Origin of the sequence: Mogibacterium sp. CM50, assembly GCF_000293155.1 — a bacterium.
Lineage (GTDB): Bacteria > Bacillota > Clostridia > Peptostreptococcales > Anaerovoracaceae > Mogibacterium > Mogibacterium timidum.
Genome location: NZ_ALNL01000035.1, coordinates 1 through 17,057, shown reverse-complemented (window position 1 = coordinate 17,057; position 17,057 = coordinate 1). Strand labels below are relative to the sequence as shown.

Annotated in this window: 16 protein-coding genes and 1 pseudogene; 8 read left to right on the top strand and 9 right to left on the bottom strand. The window is 46.3% G+C overall.

What is annotated here, in order from left to right; translation table 11 throughout:
• Positions 1-23: 23 nt before the first annotated feature.
• Positions 24-2,336 carry a SulP family inorganic anion transporter gene (locus HMPREF1152_RS04890; RefSeq protein WP_009644158.1) on the bottom strand — a complete coding sequence of 771 codons (2,313 nt, stop codon included), beginning with the start codon at positions 2,334-2,336 and terminating at the stop codon, positions 24-26.
• A gap of 101 nt (positions 2,337-2,437) precedes the next feature.
• On the opposite strand from HMPREF1152_RS04890, the gene HMPREF1152_RS04885 reads away from it, so the two are divergent.
• On the top strand, positions 2,438-3,409 hold the full coding sequence (locus HMPREF1152_RS04885) for an aldo/keto reductase (protein WP_039883611.1): 972 nt from the start codon (positions 2,438-2,440) through the stop codon (positions 3,407-3,409).
• 90 nt (positions 3,410-3,499) lie between these two features.
• Positions 3,500-4,366, top strand: a complete 867-nt coding sequence (locus HMPREF1152_RS04880) for a nitroreductase family protein (RefSeq protein ID WP_009644138.1) — start codon at positions 3,500-3,502, stop codon at positions 4,364-4,366.
• A gap of 121 nt (positions 4,367-4,487) precedes the next feature.
• Here the strand turns inward: HMPREF1152_RS04880 and HMPREF1152_RS04875 are convergent, their stop codons facing one another.
• Genes HMPREF1152_RS04875 through HMPREF1152_RS09015 form a run of 3 tightly spaced genes read right to left on the bottom strand, consistent with a single transcriptional unit; the run spans position 4,488 to position 9,196 of the window.
• A complete protein-coding gene (locus HMPREF1152_RS04875; protein WP_009644113.1) occupies positions 4,488-6,347 on the bottom strand; it encodes an ABC transporter ATP-binding protein in 1,860 nt (619 codons plus the stop codon).
• Positions 6,347-8,650, bottom strand: a complete 2,304-nt coding sequence (locus tag HMPREF1152_RS04870) for an ABC transporter ATP-binding protein (RefSeq protein ID WP_009644146.1) — start codon at positions 8,648-8,650, stop codon at positions 6,347-6,349. The genes HMPREF1152_RS04875 and HMPREF1152_RS04870 overlap by 1 nt, the downstream gene beginning before the upstream one ends.
• Positions 8,651-9,196: a MarR family winged helix-turn-helix transcriptional regulator gene (locus HMPREF1152_RS09015; protein ID WP_009644136.1), complete on the bottom strand. Its 546-nt coding sequence runs from the start codon at positions 9,194-9,196 to the stop codon at positions 8,651-8,653. It lies immediately after the preceding gene.
• A gap of 240 nt (positions 9,197-9,436) precedes the next feature.
• On the opposite strand from HMPREF1152_RS09015, the pseudogene HMPREF1152_RS04860 reads away from it, so the two are divergent.
• Together HMPREF1152_RS04860 and HMPREF1152_RS04850 are read left to right on the top strand one after the other, a co-directional pair.
• A pseudogene (locus HMPREF1152_RS04860) lies at positions 9,437-10,507 on the top strand (YeeE/YedE family protein).
• Between the two features lie 60 nt (positions 10,508-10,567).
• Entirely contained in the window at positions 10,568-10,792 is a 225-nt protein-coding gene (locus HMPREF1152_RS04850; protein WP_009644087.1) for a sulfurtransferase TusA family protein, read from the top strand.
• A 35-nt stretch (positions 10,793-10,827) separates the two neighbouring features.
• Here HMPREF1152_RS04850 and HMPREF1152_RS04845 read toward each other — a convergent pair whose 3' ends face one another.
• Both HMPREF1152_RS04845 and HMPREF1152_RS04840 read right to left on the bottom strand, forming a co-directional pair.
• Positions 10,828-11,283 carry a rhodanese-like domain-containing protein gene (locus HMPREF1152_RS04845; protein WP_009644060.1) on the bottom strand — a complete coding sequence of 152 codons (456 nt, stop codon included), beginning with the start codon at positions 11,281-11,283 and terminating at the stop codon, positions 10,828-10,830.
• A gap of 22 nt (positions 11,284-11,305) precedes the next feature.
• The gene (locus tag HMPREF1152_RS04840) at positions 11,306-11,836 is read right to left on the bottom strand and encodes a TIGR00730 family Rossman fold protein (RefSeq protein WP_009644051.1); all 531 of its coding nucleotides are present in this window, start codon (positions 11,834-11,836) and stop codon (positions 11,306-11,308) included.
• Between the two features lie 212 nt (positions 11,837-12,048).
• Here HMPREF1152_RS04840 and HMPREF1152_RS09010 point away from each other — a divergent pair, with 212 nt between their 5' ends.
• From HMPREF1152_RS09010 to HMPREF1152_RS04830, 3 genes are read left to right on the top strand one after another with little or no spacing between them, the layout of a single operon-like run.
• Positions 12,049-12,621 (top strand): TlpA family protein disulfide reductase, encoded by a 573-nt coding sequence (locus tag HMPREF1152_RS09010; RefSeq protein ID WP_009644078.1) that lies wholly within the window; start codon positions 12,049-12,051, stop codon positions 12,619-12,621.
• Between the two features lie 24 nt (positions 12,622-12,645).
• The gene (locus HMPREF1152_RS09570) at positions 12,646-12,804 is read left to right on the top strand and encodes a CD1871A family CXXC motif-containing protein (protein WP_156791965.1); all 159 of its coding nucleotides are present in this window, start codon (positions 12,646-12,648) and stop codon (positions 12,802-12,804) included.
• A 12-nt stretch (positions 12,805-12,816) separates the two neighbouring features.
• Positions 12,817-13,710, top strand: coding sequence for a 4Fe-4S binding protein (locus HMPREF1152_RS04830; RefSeq protein ID WP_009644128.1), 894 nt, complete (start codon positions 12,817-12,819; stop codon positions 13,708-13,710).
• Here HMPREF1152_RS04830 and HMPREF1152_RS04825 read toward each other — a convergent pair.
• Positions 13,661-14,212 carry a methylated-DNA--[protein]-cysteine S-methyltransferase gene (locus HMPREF1152_RS04825; RefSeq protein ID WP_009644153.1) on the bottom strand — a complete coding sequence of 184 codons (552 nt, stop codon included), beginning with the start codon at positions 14,210-14,212 and terminating at the stop codon, positions 13,661-13,663. The genes HMPREF1152_RS04830 and HMPREF1152_RS04825 overlap by 50 nt on opposite strands.
• A 183-nt stretch (positions 14,213-14,395) precedes the next feature.
• Between HMPREF1152_RS04825 and HMPREF1152_RS04820 the strand changes: the two genes are divergently transcribed.
• The gene (locus HMPREF1152_RS04820; RefSeq protein ID WP_009644147.1) at positions 14,396-15,421 is read left to right on the top strand and encodes a sugar-transfer associated ATP-grasp domain-containing protein; all 1,026 of its coding nucleotides are present in this window, start codon (positions 14,396-14,398) and stop codon (positions 15,419-15,421) included.
• A gap of 230 nt (positions 15,422-15,651) precedes the next feature.
• On the opposite strand, the gene HMPREF1152_RS04815 is transcribed toward HMPREF1152_RS04820, so the two are convergent.
• The gene (locus HMPREF1152_RS04815) at positions 15,652-16,344 is read right to left on the bottom strand and encodes a ferric reductase-like transmembrane domain-containing protein (protein ID WP_009644143.1); all 693 of its coding nucleotides are present in this window, start codon (positions 16,342-16,344) and stop codon (positions 15,652-15,654) included.
• Positions 16,341-17,057 (bottom strand): hypothetical protein (locus tag HMPREF1152_RS09745; RefSeq protein WP_039883609.1); only part of this gene is annotated, 717 nt, incomplete at its 5' end. The genes HMPREF1152_RS09745 and HMPREF1152_RS04815, both read right to left, overlap by 4 nt.

Below are 17,057 nucleotides of genomic sequence, written 5' to 3'. Positions count from 1 at the left end.
AATACTGCAATGCAATTTTTAAGCTAGTTCTTGAGGTGGAAATAATCCTTGACCCCGTCAACAAACTGTTCCAGCTCGTGAAGAACCGGGAACGAGCTCTTGTCCTGTTCCGGCTTCTCACGCGGCTGCGATGCATACGGGCCCTCCGCACGAAGTCTCTTGATTCTCTCCAAAATCTCAGGATACTTGTTTTTAAGAATTTCCCTGTGCCTTGCCCGTTCCTCAGCGAATGCGTGATACGCCGCCGGGAACCTGCTCTTAAACTGCTCCTCACGAACCATTCTCGTCTTGATGATCTTATCCAGCTCATCTGAGTTTCTGTCGTTAATCTGCGAATCGAGCTTAGCATGATACAGCAGTATTTTTTCGCGCACGCGCTGGAACTTATCGGGGTCAATTTTGCCCAATTCCAACAGATGAGCTAACTGAAATTCCAGGAAATCGAGGAACTTTTCCTCATCAATCTCACTCCAGTTACTGCCAAGAGCGTTGCGTTCAACCTCACGAATCATCTCATCATCAACCGTCTCAAGCGTAATCAGCTTATCAGCGAGTGAATTTGCAACCTCTTCCATACGAGCTTCAGCCTGGTCACCATATGCCCACTCGAATTCAGCAATCTGCGAGCTCCCCGCCGAGCCGCTTATAGGCAGGTAACATATATCTCCCTCGCAGTCGCCGAGCTCATACGGTTTGGTGATCCCTACGGATTTTAACGCCTGATAGATATGTGGCACTATCGCGTAATCCTTAAACATCTGCTCTGCACCGAATGCACGCAGCTGATCGTTGAGGTTACCCGAATGCTCAGTCAGGAACAGCTTGACACCACGCTCCTTGTACTTGTTGTAGAGGATCATTAACCTCTCCACTGCGGTGACATCAATGCTGGTGATACCGCTGGCCTCAATTATGACAGCCTTAATATCATCGGTAACCAGGTCATCTATCTCTTCCTTGATGGTATTGGCATTTGCAAAGAACAGTGCTCCGCCAAATCTATATATCAATGCTCCTTTGATTTCCCTCGTCCCGGTAGTTCTATCTACCGGATAGAACTGATCCTTTTCCTGAATATATCCAAGCCTGCTCCTAGGAGGATTTGAAGCCCTGATGATAACTGTGACGAACGACATGATGATGCCGACCAACACTCCGTAGATGGTCCCGAAGATCAGCACGGTGAACATTACGACATAGAAAATCTTCCATTCGGTCTTATCAACCTTGTGCAGCGTAGCTGCGAGACTGAACTCTGTGCTGCTGATCAGCGCCGAGATGACGATGCCGGTGAGCACCGGAACCGGCAGCAGGTGGATGAAGCCCGTTCCAAATAGCAGAATAAGCATCATCGTAGCGGCCGCGGATATGGACATCACCTGAGACTTTACACCAAATTGATCGGCAATGTTGCTCCTCGACACACTGCCGTTTACCGGACAGCATCCGACTAGTGCCCCCGCAAGATTTCCGACTGCATACGCAATTATCTCCCTGTTGTTATCTATCCTGTCATCGTATTTGAGTGCAAAATTATTCGTAGCCAGCAATGTCTCAGAGATGATTACAATTGCAATAATCAACGTCTGCAGCATCATCGTTCTGACGTTGCCATGCAGAAGCGACAGATCCGGTATCGCAAGCGAGGGTAACCCTGAACGCACCGAAGGCAGCAGCTTTACTCCATAGCTCTCAAGGTGCATCACATAAGTAATCCCTGCCCCGATGAACATCATTACCGCACTCATCGGAACGGCCGGTATGAATTTTCTGGAGATCATTATGACTGCAATTGTTCCGGCCCCCAAAATCAGCGAAGGGATGTGGACGTTAGTCACCATAGTATTGTAAATGTGAATCATCAGTTCATACAGCTCGCCACGTCCCGAGTCTCCGCCATACAGTTTAGGTATCTGCATAAGGATAATCGTACAGCATATTCCGGTGATAAATCCACCCATAACCGGCGAGGATATAAACCTTACCAGTTTGCCGAGTCCTATCAGTCTGGCGATCAAAATCCAAGCTGCCGTCAACAGCGTGATCACCGGTACGAGCCTGATTGCATCATCCGACTGAAAGGCAACGCCCATTGAATACAGCATCCCACCGACCAGTGCGGCAGGTGCCGCATCCACGCCAAAGACGAATCTCGGTGAACTGGTGATGAGTCCATATGCGAGAATCGGCAGCAATGATCCATACAGGCCATATACCGGAGGTAACCCCGCAACAAGCGAATATCCGATAGAAATCGGAATAGACACCAATGCTATTATAATTCCGGTAGGAATATCTTTTTTAAGGAATTGCAAATTATACCCTTTTAACGACATCAAACTCCCCTGTAGTTCCAATATATTTAAATAAAATCAGACACGCTAATGAAGTCAAACTTAACGTGTATTATACATTAATTGCGTGTTAAAATCATAATATGAACAGAATTAGATTAGGAAATACAAATATACACGTATCACCCGTAGGAATGGGGACCCTCACCATGGGCTTTTCACAAAAGAACCTGTCGCTTGATGAAGGTGCTCGGCTCATCGTGTATGCGGTGCGAAGCGGCATAAATTTTCTCGATACAGCGCAGTACTATGATACGTATAGATATCTGCGCCCTGCCCTGGATGAGATAAAAACCGACAGCTCTCTTGAGCTTCCTGTGATATGCAGCAAGACGCTGGAGCCAGGATATGACGGAGCTTCAGCTGCGGTCGATGAGTGTCTCGAAAAGCTGGGGCTGGAGCAGATAGACATATTTCTGCTGCATGAGGTGCGTGGGATTAATGATCTCCGGGCTCGCGCCGATGCATGGCAGGCTCTCCGGGACAAAAAAGCCGCGGGTCTTATCAAGGCTATAGGTATCTCAACCCATCATATTGACGCCTGCATTGCAATGGCAGATATACCTTCCTGCGATGTGGTCTTTCCACTCATCAACAAATCCGGCATGGGTATCAGAAATGGCGAAGAATCAGGAACCAGGGAGCAGATGGCGAAGGCCATTAACAAATGCTCTAAGCTGGGAATTGGCGTGTTTACGATGAAGGCATTTGGTGGTGGAAACCTAATCGAGAACTACGTGGACTGTCTGGATTACGTGACCTCACTCGAGGGGGTAGAAGCAGTGATGATCGGCATGGGCAGCTATGATGAGGTTGATACAGCGGTCGAGTACTTTGAGAGTAGACTGGATATAGCCTATCACCCTGACATCAGCCGTAAACGCATGATGGTAGACCAGAGTGACTGCGAAGGATGCGGAACATGCAAAGCCAGATGTGTCAGCGAGGCGATATTCTGGAATAAAAACGGTCTGGCCGAAATCAACGTAGACAAGTGTGTGCGCTGCGGTTACTGCGCGCCGGTGTGTCCTGTCCGTGCCATTGTATTTTTATAATACTTAATAAATAAACTTCATTATCCGTCTTGTACTAGTTGTGCAAAATTGATATCATTAGTCCATGTATGGACTTGAAAGGAGAATTATATGGAATACTTAAGATATTATGATGAGATTGTATCTCGCCGCCAGTCGTGCCGCGATTTCGCTGATACAGATGTTGACACGGCTGCGCTAACAGAGATTACGGAATACAACGAACTGGTTCCAAGACTGCTTCCCGATGTCGCTACAGAGCTTCACATACTAGAGGGCAGCGTAGCTGAAGCTGTTGGCAAGAGTGTCGGCTACAACGGCTTCACGGTTCAGGCCCCTAGATACCTGGCTCTCTTCTCAGAGGAAGCTCCTCACTATCTGGAGAACGCAGGATTTATCGCTCAGGGTCTTACGCTCAAGCTGACTCAGCTAGGTCTCGATGCCTGCTGGCTGACAGTCAACGATGCAGAGGCAGCTGCACAGGGAATCGGAGTGGAGACCGATAAGAAGCTGGCAGTATTTATTGCGTTTGGACATGGCAACAAGGCTGTCAAGGACGTTCGCCTCGATATCAAGAGCCCATCAAACGTCAAGATGGTAACTCGCGAGAACAAGGCTGCTCCTAAGATCAGCATGAACGACCTTCTCTTCTCCAAGGTGTATGGTGAGCCTGTTAACATGGAGCTTCTGTATACAGAGCTTGAGGATGCGCTGCTGTCAATCGCTGTAGCCCAGTCGTTCTTCAACCGTCAGCCATACAGAGTAATTGTCGATGATGATATTATATCGTTAATCGGACTCAAGGACGAGCTGACAACTGCTGAGGACGCACTTCTCAACTACGGAATTGCGATGTTCAACTTCTATGCAGTTCTCGATTCTACTAGAGCAAACGTCAGGATGTGGAGCTTTGAGGATGCAGGAAGAGATCTCAAGCTGCCCGGAAATGCTCGCTACGTAGCTAAGATCAGAATCTAGTTTAGAACAAATATAATCCGAATATATAAAATGGCAGAGTTATTGCTCCGCCATTTTATATATCATGCTATTTATCCGGCTGACGCCTAAAGTCACACCTCTTACCTCGTGCTTCACCCATCTATGATGCCTCCACTTCGTCAAACTGCGAGTTGTACAAATCCGCATATGCACCGTTCCGAGCCAATAGCTCGTCGTGTGTGCCCTGCTCGATGATATCTCCGTGGTTCATCACCAGTATGAGGTCAGCGTTTCTAATAGTCGAAAGTCTGTGCGCTATTACAAATGTTGTGCGCCCCTTCATGAGATTGTCCATCGCTTCCTGAATTCTCACCTCAGTACGTGTATCGACTGAAGACGTGGCCTCGTCGAGTATTAGCAGCTTGCGGTCTGCAAGAATTGCCCTGGCAATTGTGAGCAGCTGCTTCTGACCCTCTGAAATGTTGGTCGCATCTTCGTTGAGCTTCATGCTATAGCTGCCCGGCAATGTCTTGATGAAGCGATGCGCTCGCGCCGCCTTGGCAGCTGCGACAACCTCTTCATCTGTCGCATCGAGATTTCCATACCTGATATTCTCCATAATTGTGTCGGAGTATAGCCAAGTGTCCTGAAGCACCATTGCGACATTGTCTCTGAGACCGTGTCGGCTCATCCTGCGGATATCTTCGCCGTCGATTTTAATCGAACCTGAATTTACATCGTAGAACCTCATCAGCAGTTTAACTATTGTAGTCTTGCCGGCACCCGTAGGTCCGACAATAGCTATCTTCTGTCCGGGCTTAACGCTTGCGCTGAAGTCCTTAATGATGACCTGATCGGGGTTGTATCCAAATCTAACGTGATCGAACTCAACATATCCCTTCACATCTGTATCTTCGAGTGCATCAACGGGATCCGGAGACTCTTCTTCCTCTGCAAGGAACTCGAATACACGCTCGGCTGCAGCTCCCATTGATTGCACCTGATTCATTACCTGGGACACCTGCGACAGAGGTTGCGTCAGGTTGCGCACATACTGTATAAATGCCTGAATGTCTCCAATGCCAATCATATTTTTTACAGCCAGAAGTGCTCCGGATATAGCAACACCAACGTATCCGAGGTTTCCAACAAACATCATTACAGGCTGCATGATTCCGGATATGAACTGTGACTTCCACGCGGAGTCGTACAGCACATCGTTAGTATCGTTGAAGATCTTCTCAACGGAAGCTTCCTTGTTGAATGCCTTGATTACCAACTGGCCTGCAAAATTTTCTTCTACCTGTCCGTTGATGATTCCAAGGTACTTCTGCTGGGTCTTAAAATGCTTTTGCGACAGCTTGATGATGATTCCGAGCAGCACACCCGAAACCGGAATTGTAATAACTGCGATTAGAGTCATCAACGGTGAAATTGTGAGCATCATAACTATTACGCCGATAATCGTTGCAACGGAGGTGAGAATCATCGTAACGCTCTGGTTCAAGCCGGTCCCCAGCGTATCTACGTCATTGGTGATCCTCGACAGCACCTCACCGTACTGGTGACTCTCAAAATACTTCATGGGCATACGGTTGATTTTCTCGGAGATGTCTCGGCGCATGTTATATACGATTTTCTGTGTGACACCGGTCATAATCCAGCCCTGAATGAAGCTGCATAGTGCACTGATCCCATACAGAGCGGCTGTTATCGCCAGAATCTTCCAAATGCTGTCAAAATCGATACCACCCGTACCTTTGATCTTGTGCATCAAGCCTTCTGCCAGCACGGTCGTAGCACGCCCCATAACCTTAGGCCCTATAACCTGAAATACAGTTCCGGCAGCTGCAAACAGAATTACAATCATGATAGCAAACTTATATCTGCCGCTGTAAAGGATGATATCCTTCATCGACTTGCCGAGATTCTTTGGCTTTTCAAAAGACATATTGCCACCCGTACCATGCCCCCTTCTTTTTATTGGAGCCGGTCCCTGATTCTGCCTGTTATCTTCCATTATTCCACCTCCAATTCGCTCTTAGATAGCTGGGATTCAGCGATTTGCCTGTATACCTCACAGGTCTTGAGCAGATCCTTGTGTCTGCCCTTGCCCACGATCTCTCCTTCATCAAGTACGATAATCTGCTCAGCATCCATGATTGTGCCGACTCTCTGCGCGACGATAATCTTGGTAGCATCCTTTGCGTACTTGGCAAGCACTCTTCTGAGTTTGGCGTCAGTCTTCATATCGAGAGCTGAAAAGCTGTCATCAAAAACCATAATCTTCGGGTTCTTGACAATCGCTCTCGCGATGGATAGTCGCTGCTTCTGTCCTCCAGATACATTGGATCCGCCCTGTGCTATAGGGCTGTCAAATTTCTCTTCCTTCTCTTCGATAAACTCCATCGCCTGCGCAACTTCTGCCGCCTTCTCTACCTGTGCCGCTGTGGCTTTCTCATTACCAAATCTGATATTTGAATCGATAGTGCCCGAGAAAAGGATTCCCTTCTGCGGAACAAATCCAATTTGATCTCTCAGCGAATTGATTGTGATATCTCTAATGTCCCTGCCATCTAGACGAATTGCTCCTGATGTGACATCAAAGAATCTGGGTATCAGATTGACAATCGTGCTCTTGCCGGAACCGGTACTGCCGATGATTGCCGTCGTCTGCCCAGGCTCCGCAGTAAAGCTGATGCCTGACACTACATCATCCTCTGCATTTGCATATCTGAACGATACGTTATCGAACTCCAGCCTACCCTTACTCTCCCTTATATCTACAGCATCCTTTCGGTTCAGCACAGAGGACTTGGAATTTATGACCTCATCGATTCTGCCGGCCGCAACGCCTGCTCTAGGAAGGATGATAGACATAACTGTGATAATCATGAAGGCCATGACTATCATCATTGAGTATGCGAGAAACGCTGTCATAGCACCCACCTGCATATCACCTGTATCGATCCTATGGGAAGCAATCCAGATGATCGCTACCCCCAGTATATTCATAATCAGAACCATGATTGGCTGCATAAATGTCATAACTCTGTTAGTAAACAGCTGAGTTCTCTTTAGATCTACATTGGCCTTATCGAAACGCGCTTCGGCAGAACGCTCCCTGCCGAAAGCTCGTATGACCGGAATTCCGGTCAGTATAGAACGCGACACGCTATTTAGAGCATCTACCAGTTCCTGCATGATACGGAATTTGGGCAGAGCAATTATCATCAGCGTAACTACAAACACTATTACTATCGCCACGCCTACGGCGATCACGTAACTCATTTGAGCTCTTGTCTGCGCTACCTTGACTATACCCCAGCCCGCAAGCACCGGCGCGTACAGTACCATTCTCAACATAATCGTTGTCACCATCTGCACCTGCTGCACATCGTTGGTAGCTCTAGTAATCAGCGATGAAGTCCGGAAGCTGTCCATCTCGGTGTTGGAAAAGCTCATTACCTTCTTGAAAATATCATGTCTTAGTGTCTTGCCGACACCTGCTCCGACTCTCGATGCGATGTACGATGCCAGCGCAGCAGCGATCATCATGACGAGCGTCATCAACATCATCTTGAAGCCGGTCGTCCAAAGGTATGATCTCTGAATCTGATTGATATTAACTCCTGCTGACTCCGCAGCATTCGTCGCATAGGCAATGCCCATCGATTTGAGCGTCCTGTTTCCTACCGCAGAGATAGTCTCATCCATCCGTTTCTTGGAATCATTAATTTTAGCTGCATCCATCTGTCCGCTCTCGATCATCGACTGGATGACTGGACGCATATCGATGTATGTGTGTGTCTTGCCGTTCTGGTCCTTGGCCTCGAAGGATTTGATGTCCATATGCAGCAGCTTGGCAATCTCTTCTACCGACATATCGTCAATACGATCTGCAATCGCCTTCGTCCGCGGATTGGTCGTAAGCTGCTCCTTAGCTGTCTGCTTGAACTGCTTGACGGTCATGTGTCCCAGCTGATATGTGAGCACTATCGGTTTGAGCAGCTTATCGTCCAAATTCCCCAGCTTCTTGTCTCCCTTAATCTTGAGACTGTAGTTGTCGCCTGATTTTTCATACGCTCCCTGCCAGCTTTCCTTCTCGCTATCAGTCATAAATATCTGCGCTTCAATGTATTCGTCCGCAGTCATCTTGCTAGGCAGAATGTGTTCCACACCCCTGTTCTGCACACCCGTATCAATCATATCCTGCATATAGCTCGGAATCGAGATATCGCCAAACGCCTGAATTATCAGTGTAATCAGAAGCACTGTAACAGCAAGCTTATATGCCTTGAGATTCTTGATAAGCTTTCTCATCTATTTATCCTTCCTACCTTCTCTACCTACTTCTACGCATGATTCATCCAGGATCTTGTCGAGCTCCTCTTTGGCAACATCCGACAGCTCCTCGAGCAACGTCATAAGCTGTGTTGCCTTATCTTTTCCGAATTTCTCAAATACAGCATCCAGGTACTTGTCGAAGACATCCCTGTATTCCTTGGCCTTGTTAAATCCATTCTCGGTAAAAAACACCAGCGTATTCCTGCGATCATTCAGATCCACCCGCCTTTCGATGATACCGCGCTCCTCGAGGGATGCCAGCATCCTAGACACACCCGACATAGGTATATGAATGCTCCTTGCCAGCTCTGATACCTTGACGCCTTTCATGTCCGAAATCTTCAGATCAGCTATCTCACTGAAGCTCCCGCACTTGCCGGAATTCTGCCTGCCTGATTCGCATATACACAATGAATTAATAAGCATATGCTCACTTGGGCTCAGCTCCGGAACTAGTTTCCAGAATTTGACCTTACGAAAGCTGTGCATCTGCAGCAGCAATTTTGATTGATATTCCTTCACTCGATCTCCTCCACACGTGTAAAATTATTATCTACCTTAATATTTAACACTGTTAACAATTTATAACGTAAATCATTATAGCTGTCACAAGGTACAAAGTCAATCAGAAAAGATCCACCATTTGCAAATAGAAAAGTTTAATTTACAATGATACTGTATTAATTTTCTCTATGGTTATATTAAGAAGTATATAAATTTTATATAATAACATCTCAAAGGAAATCAGAAAGGAGAAGCACTGTGATATTTAAAATATCCGGTTTATTTATAGGATTGCTCTTTGGATTTCTGCTCAAAAGAGGACGCTTCTGTCCGACAGGAACTATACGAGATATTTACCTTGAAAAGAAATACTATAACGCTGTGCTAATCCTCGCAGTCATCGCAACCGAAGGTGTCTTATATCATCTGCTGGTTGGAAGCGGTGTAATTACAACGCCATTTTTCGGTTGTTACTCATTAATCGCAGTGCCAATAGGAGGCTTCATCTTTGGAATCGGTGCCGTGATGACGAACGGCTGCATCACAAGCACTCTCGTAAAGGTTGGTGATGGGCGAATAATCGGAATACTGTCTCTCATCGTATTTGCAATAACTGAGTTTTTTACAAATAAATGGGTTTTCAAACCATTTACTCAGAAGCTGATGGGATTCAAAGAAGTGTACGATATCGATCTCTTCGATATGCCAATCTCCCCTCTGATTGTTTTCGTGCCGCTTGTCGTCGTGCTCTATGTCGTCATGATCAGGCACTACAGAAGCCACAAGCCCAAATACAAGCTGCCACAGAGGTACGCGGGATTGCGTCATGTTTTCTGCGAGAAGATTTGGAGCCGCGAAGTTACCGTTGTGCTCATCGGAATTGTAATGGGAACCGCGTTTTATTTCAGCAACCTCACCGACAGAAATGGCGGAATCTCTATTTCAGATCCTGTTCTGTCGTGGTTCAACATGATTACGCACACGCATTCCGAGCCAATCGGATGAGTGGTTTATAACAGAACCGACGGTGTCGGTTGGGATAACCTGGTGATTATCGGAATCATCCTCGGGTCGTTTACTACTGCATTTATTAGCAAAGAGTTTTCGATAGTTAAGACAAATAAAAAAATCGTTATTCGCACCATTATCGGAAGCATGCTCATGGGTGTCGGAGCTGTCTGGGCTAAGGGTTGCCTTATAGGAAACGGTCTGGTGGCAACCTCGCAGCTGGCAACCCGGGCTTGGCTCGCTCTTCTATTCATCACGCTCGGCATATGGTTCGGAGCATGGCTCTTGTACGTACGAGGATCTCAAACCACAAGAAGCTAATAACAACTGCTTGAGTTGATATAGATATTTATTTACCAAGATTTTTTAGGAGGAACAATAATGGAAAATATTAAACTGGATACTAAGGGTATGGACTGCCCTCTTCCGCTCATGGAGCTTAAGAAGGCTCTTGGAGAAGCCGAATATGGACAGATTATCGAGGTTGAATTTACTTGTCCTGATGCTGTGGTAAATCTGCCAAGCTATTGCGAAGAGCATAACCACAAAGTACTCGAGTTCGACAAACAGGACAACAAGGCTTGGAAGATTACGGTAGAAAAGTAGCTGTTGTCGCCGTGATGGTTAGCTTCATTCTACGCCTAACCCTGATTAGCTTCTTCGACGTCTTTATATTCGTCCGAAACGACTACCTTACCCTTCCAGACCTTTAATCCGTCAAACTCATACACGTGAGTATATCCCTGTTTGACCATGCGCTTAGCAACTCTCTTGCTGAGACCGCCATAATCACAGTACAGGAGTATCGGTTGGTCCTTGTCAGGAAGCTCTTTGACCTCTCCCTTATCGAAATCCTCATACCAGATGGGAATCGACTTTGGAATATGACCCATTCCCCAAGCAACTTCGCCTCTTACATCGACAATCTTTGCATTGTTTTTATCTGCATTTTCGATAAATTCAGCAGCTTCCTTACCTGAAATATGCGTATATCCGTCTTTATTCTTCTTGTCATTTCCGTCCTTCTTGGAACAGCCTGCCAGCAGTGCTATGCTTATTGCCAGAATCATTATAGTCGGTAATATCTTTCTCTTCATCTTTTCACCTGTTCCAAATGAATCATGAAAGCGCTTTGATTATATCAACCAGGCTCTCTGCGAACACCAACTTACTCGAATCTTCGCTCGGCAGGAAGCCTGCCGCTACCATCTCGCTTATTAGATTTCTGAGCGGTTCATAAAATCCGTCGATATTATAAACGATGCAAGGTTTATCCACTCTGTTGAGCCTGCGTAGAGAGATAATCTCCGATATCTCCTCAAGAGTCCCCGGGCCACCCGGCAGCGCGATAAACGCATCTCCCAGGTTAATCATACGAGTTTTTCGTTCCGGCATAGATTTTACAACCTCCAGAATATAGAGGCCATCATGCCCCTTCTCCTGCTCCATTAGGAAGTCGGGAATAATGCCATAGACCTTGGCTCCTCCTTTGAGAACTGTATTTGCAACAGTCCCCATCAAACCGACGTTGCCACCGCCGTATACAAGGCTGTGCCCGTTTACTGCAATCCAGTGTCCAAGCTCAATAGCTCTATCTTTATAAACGGATTTCTCGCCAAAGCGAGATCCGCAATAAACCGTTATATTCATGTCTTTATTCTCCTTTACCGTATTGTATAATTTTAGTACCCTCGTCACCATCGGTCAATGATGTTTTTTATTTATATTTTTGTTAGTACACAATCGATTTTAAAAAAATTATAATTCCATCACTCAGATGATATACTGAATCCATACAAAATGTGTATAGTATAATATATTTTAGCTATTTCTAACAATAAACGAGGAGTATTGAAAAATATATGAATAAAAAATTACAAAATTACAAATTTGTTGCAATAACAGCAGTGATTCTTACACTCATACTATCATTTACAGGATGCAGCAAGGGCGATTCTAATCCAAAAGACAGCGGTTCAGATGCTAATCTCAGGAAGTTCAAAACTACTACACTCAGCGGAGAGAAATTCACACAGGATGACCTAAAGAGTTATGACATGACAGTAGTCAACGTATGGTCTACAACCTGCGGATACTGCATTGAGGAAATGCCTGCGCTGGAGAAGCTCAAGAGCCGACTGCCTGCCAATGTCCAGTTCGTAACCGTCTGCATAGACGGCGCAGTTTCTGCCGATACGGCGAAGGATATCGTAGCTCAGAAGGGCTTGACTGCAAAAGTGCTGGTCAACAGCGATTCTATAAACAAAAGCCTGTTGAAATACGTAAGCGGAACGCCTTCGACCTTCTTCTTTGACAAGGACGGTAAACTTGTCGGAAAACCTAAGGTAGGGACATTCAAGGCAAAGGACGACAACGAGATGGCTGAACTCTACATGAATGAAGTGAAAGCTCATCTCAAGAAGATTAATAAGTAAAGAACGCATATCAGCAGCTACAGATTGGAAATTCAAATGGTTAAGAGATACAGGAGATTGGTACCGGTCGCACTGATTGCGGCTGGTATCGTTATGTTAATAGTTGGAATCGGCAGAGACGAGGTCGTCAGTGTGGTGGGCAAGGCTGCAACCGTCTGCCTTGAATGCATCGGCATCGGTTAGGGGGGCGTGATAATGAAGACTAACAATATACGACGCCACCTCGTACAGCTGGTGTCGACTTTTATTACCAACCCGCATGTCACAAACTATGCAGGCGGCACGATATACAAGGGACAGTCCAAGCAACTCTGCACACCGGGACTCAACTGCTACTCATGCCCTGCGGCGGGGACAGCATGTCCTATCGGAGCGTTACAGGCTGTTGAAAACAGCAATAGATATCACATCTCGTACTACGTTATGGGATTTCTGCTCATCACAGGTGCATTTCTAGGCAGATTTGTATGCGGCTTTCTGTGTCCGTTCGGATTCTTTCAGGATCTGTTGCACAAGCTTCCTGTTCGCAAACGGAGCATACCCCGCAGGCCGGACAAAATACTTCGCTACACAAAATACCTGATACTCGCCGTATTCGTAATCGCGCTTCCAACAGCATTGATAAATGAGTTCGGAATCTCCGAGCCCTATTTCTGCAAGCTCATCTGTCCTGCTGGAACGATAGAAGCAGGCCTGCCGTTGGTTATCAAAAACGAATCTCTGCGTGCCGTGATTGGCATACTTTTCGACTGGAAGGTTATCCTGCTGGCGATCACAGTTATCCTATCCACTATGATTTATCGGCCTTTTTGTAAATACGTCTGCCCTCTCGGCGCTGTCTACTCGCTGTTCAACCGCTTCAGCGTGCTGCAGCTGGAGGTCGACGACAACAGCTGTATCAACTGCATGAAGTGCGAGACCAACTGCGATATGCAGGTCAATGTACCGGATAACATCAACAGCACAGAGTGCATCCGCTGCGGCAAGTGCAGGAGCATCTGCCCTACGGGCGCCATTAACTGGACTGTGAGCGGCAAAATCATCTTACATACAGGTGATGCTCCTCGAAATCAACCCCCTCATGCTTAAGCAGATATATCTTGCGATCCATACCACCTGCATACCCGGTTAGATTGCCATCCTTTCCAACTACACGGTGGCAAGGGACCAAGATAGAAAATTCGTTACTCCCTACAGCTCCGCCAACTGCTTGAGCTGACATGCGTTCCTTACCCAGACGGAGAGCGACATCCTTCGCTATATCACCGTAGGTCGTAAGTTCTCCATACGGAATCTCGAGCATTATCTGCGATACGGTCTGCCTGAATTTCGAGCCATGCAGCTGAAGCGGCGGCATACAATCAGGTATTTTACCGTCAAAATACTTATCTAGCCACGCTGCAGTCTGCTCTATTACGTCAGGACAATCATCCCTACCTACTGTCATGATATCATCGCCTTTCTCAGTCACGACGTCTATATACTCGGCTGCTTCAGCCTTATCCGACCAAATCCCGTGAAGCCTCGAGTCGTCTGCGCAAAGATACAGCGATCCCATCGGCGAATCATATACGTATGAAAATATGCGCATTCTCATGCACCTCCTATCCCCGCTATCCCGGATTCATCTCCACCTATCATATCATAGATATGTGTCGGAGGCTCTACCTCTTAATATCGGAAAAGTGTAATAAACGGTTGAATTATGTCGTTTATTTGATTTAGAATAATCAGATAGGCAACAAAATATATAATTTACGAAATGAGGATTTGTATGGGAGAAAACAAGCTTCAATACGGGCTGAGAGTACTAAAGAAAGCGAGCTTCAAGAAATTCATCGACTGCGTCAACGAGGCGCACCGCATCTCGGGCAAGAGCAAGCTCGGCTGCGCAACTGAAATCATTCACTGTATGAGAAAATTTGACGCCGGTTATTACGATTACGTCATCTTCCAGTTTTGGGACAAGACGGACGCACAGCGCGATACGTATCTGACGAGATTCAGGAGCAAGAAGCTCGTGTCACAGCTCAATGACCCGGCTTATGCTCATTTCTTCGACAACAAGGATGAATTCAACGAGAAGTTCAAGGATTATATCGGCCGTGATTTTATAGAGCTGGAGACAGCCACTAAAGATGAGGTCGAGACTTACTTCAATAGTAAGGACAAGGTTTTCTGCAAGATGAAGGATCTCGAGTGCGGTATCGGCTGTGAAAGACTGGTTACTTCTGATTTCGCGAACTTCGAGGAGTTCTATAAGTACATCAATGAGAAAGGCTTTGGCACTCTCGAAGGTGTGATCGAAAATCACCCTGCCCTCAACAAGGTGTATTCGGGCAGCGCCAACACAATGCGTATGATTACCATGATTGGAGATGATGGACAGCCTAACCTGATATACGCAGTTCAAAAATTTGGAATCAACGGCAGAGTTGTAGATAACTACGGCGTTCACGGCCCTGTTGATCTGGAAACAGGTGAATTCCTCTTTCCTGCACACTCCGGTGACACCAAGGCCGAAGGACTTTACACTGAGCACCCTAACTCACACGAGAAGCTCGTCGGCTTCAAAATTCCGCTGTTTAAGGAAGCCAAGGAAATGATTCTCAAAGCTTCACTCGAAGTGCCACAGATTAGATACGTTGGCTGGGATGTTGCTGTAACTCCTAATGGACCGGCAATTATCGAGGGTAACGTTTACTGTGCACATGATTTCTGGCAGCTGCCCGGTCAGACACCTGACGGCATCGGAATCATCCCAACGATTAAGAAAATCGTGCCAAGCTTCCAGTATTAATACGGTAAATATAATGCGCATCACATAAATTTACCGAGATTAACAACCAACACGTTGTCCTATAAGCCTAACCTTTTAACTAAACATAAACAGGTCGGATACTCTGTTAAGCTTCCGACCTGTTTTATTATGGATATATGATTCTCTGCATTGAGTTTAATTTGTTGGTTCATCAACCATCAACCGGGTTACGTTGTTCGGTTTATTCTAAAACTTCACGCTCCACTGTCCTACACTGTCGCCATGCGCGTCTTACGAGCCTTGAGTACTGCCTTACGTAGCCTCAGTACTACATAGCTGCCGTATATAGCCGTGTAAACTATTATGCCGGTGAGGTGTGACCTCACATCTGCCGAGTACAGCACCATTACGTGCACATATATACCAATAAAGAATGGATATGCAAGGCGTTGAACATTCTTCCACGTCTTACCGCTCATTCTACGGCGAACCGACTTGAATGAGGTGATAAAGAGCGGAATCAGCATCGCCAGAAGGCACAAAGTGATAATCGAAGCTATCATCTGTCTGGTAGGCATTGCCTTTGGATTTGTGAACAACATCGGGAAATACTGCACACCGAACACCACGTTGTGGCTCAACACGATCAAGCTACCCATGATAGAGATTTCACCACGAACGCCCATCAGCTTGCGCGAGAGCTTGTTGTGCTTGGTGATGGTTCCGAGGAACATGACAACCATGAATGTCGCTGTCGAGAATATTCCTCTCGAAAATATATTCATGAAATATTCGTTAAACCACGTTGGGAAACTCTTGTCGTACCCCATATTGAAGTACAGCACAACCGCTCCACACCATATGTATATGCCCAGATAAAAAGCCCCTGGGTGTTTCTTAATTGCATCTGCTGTCAAGATATAAAATATGACAGTTACTGCGATTCCAATTATTAAGTTCACGATACCGTCCTTTCCGTCTCAGCTCCAGTTGAGTTTTCTGCAGTTTCGTTGCCCTCAGCCGGCTTCTGTACGCCTTCTTTCTTATTAACCTTACCGCTCTCTGAATGCTCTACGCTTGCAGGCATCGAGATTGCAGCTACTGCGGCGCTTCTTGTGCTAGCTGTACTGTTTGTAACAGCTGCAGTTGTTGCACTTGCCACAGGAGTCTTCACATTTACCATTACGATCGCCTTGCTCTTCTTGTCGATTCCGTCTACGGAGAACTCGAGCACTGCCTTAGTCATACCCTTCTTTGAAAGGTCAGGCTTCTGAACTAGAGTCACCTTTACAGAACCATCATTTGGAATATTGCTGAACTTAGCCTTGTAGTCATCGAGAGTTGGCTCCTTGCCATCCACTTCGATTGGCTGTGCATTCACTCTCTGAGGTGTAAATGCTACGCCACCATCCTCGTCATCGTCCGCAATTCCGTCGTGATCCTTATCTCTGTAGATCCAGTACTTGTACTTTCTTACTAGAGTCTTGCCGTTTTTCTTAGCCTTGAACTTCATGGTTACAGTTTTAAACATACCATCATCGCCGTCCCAGTTGTCATCGTCAACTACCGGTGTACCAGTGATGGTTGTGCCATCGAAGCTTAATCCCTTAGGGAGTCCCTCGATTGTTGTCTCCATCTGAGCATCCTTGTCCAGACTCTTAACCGTCGCAGGCTT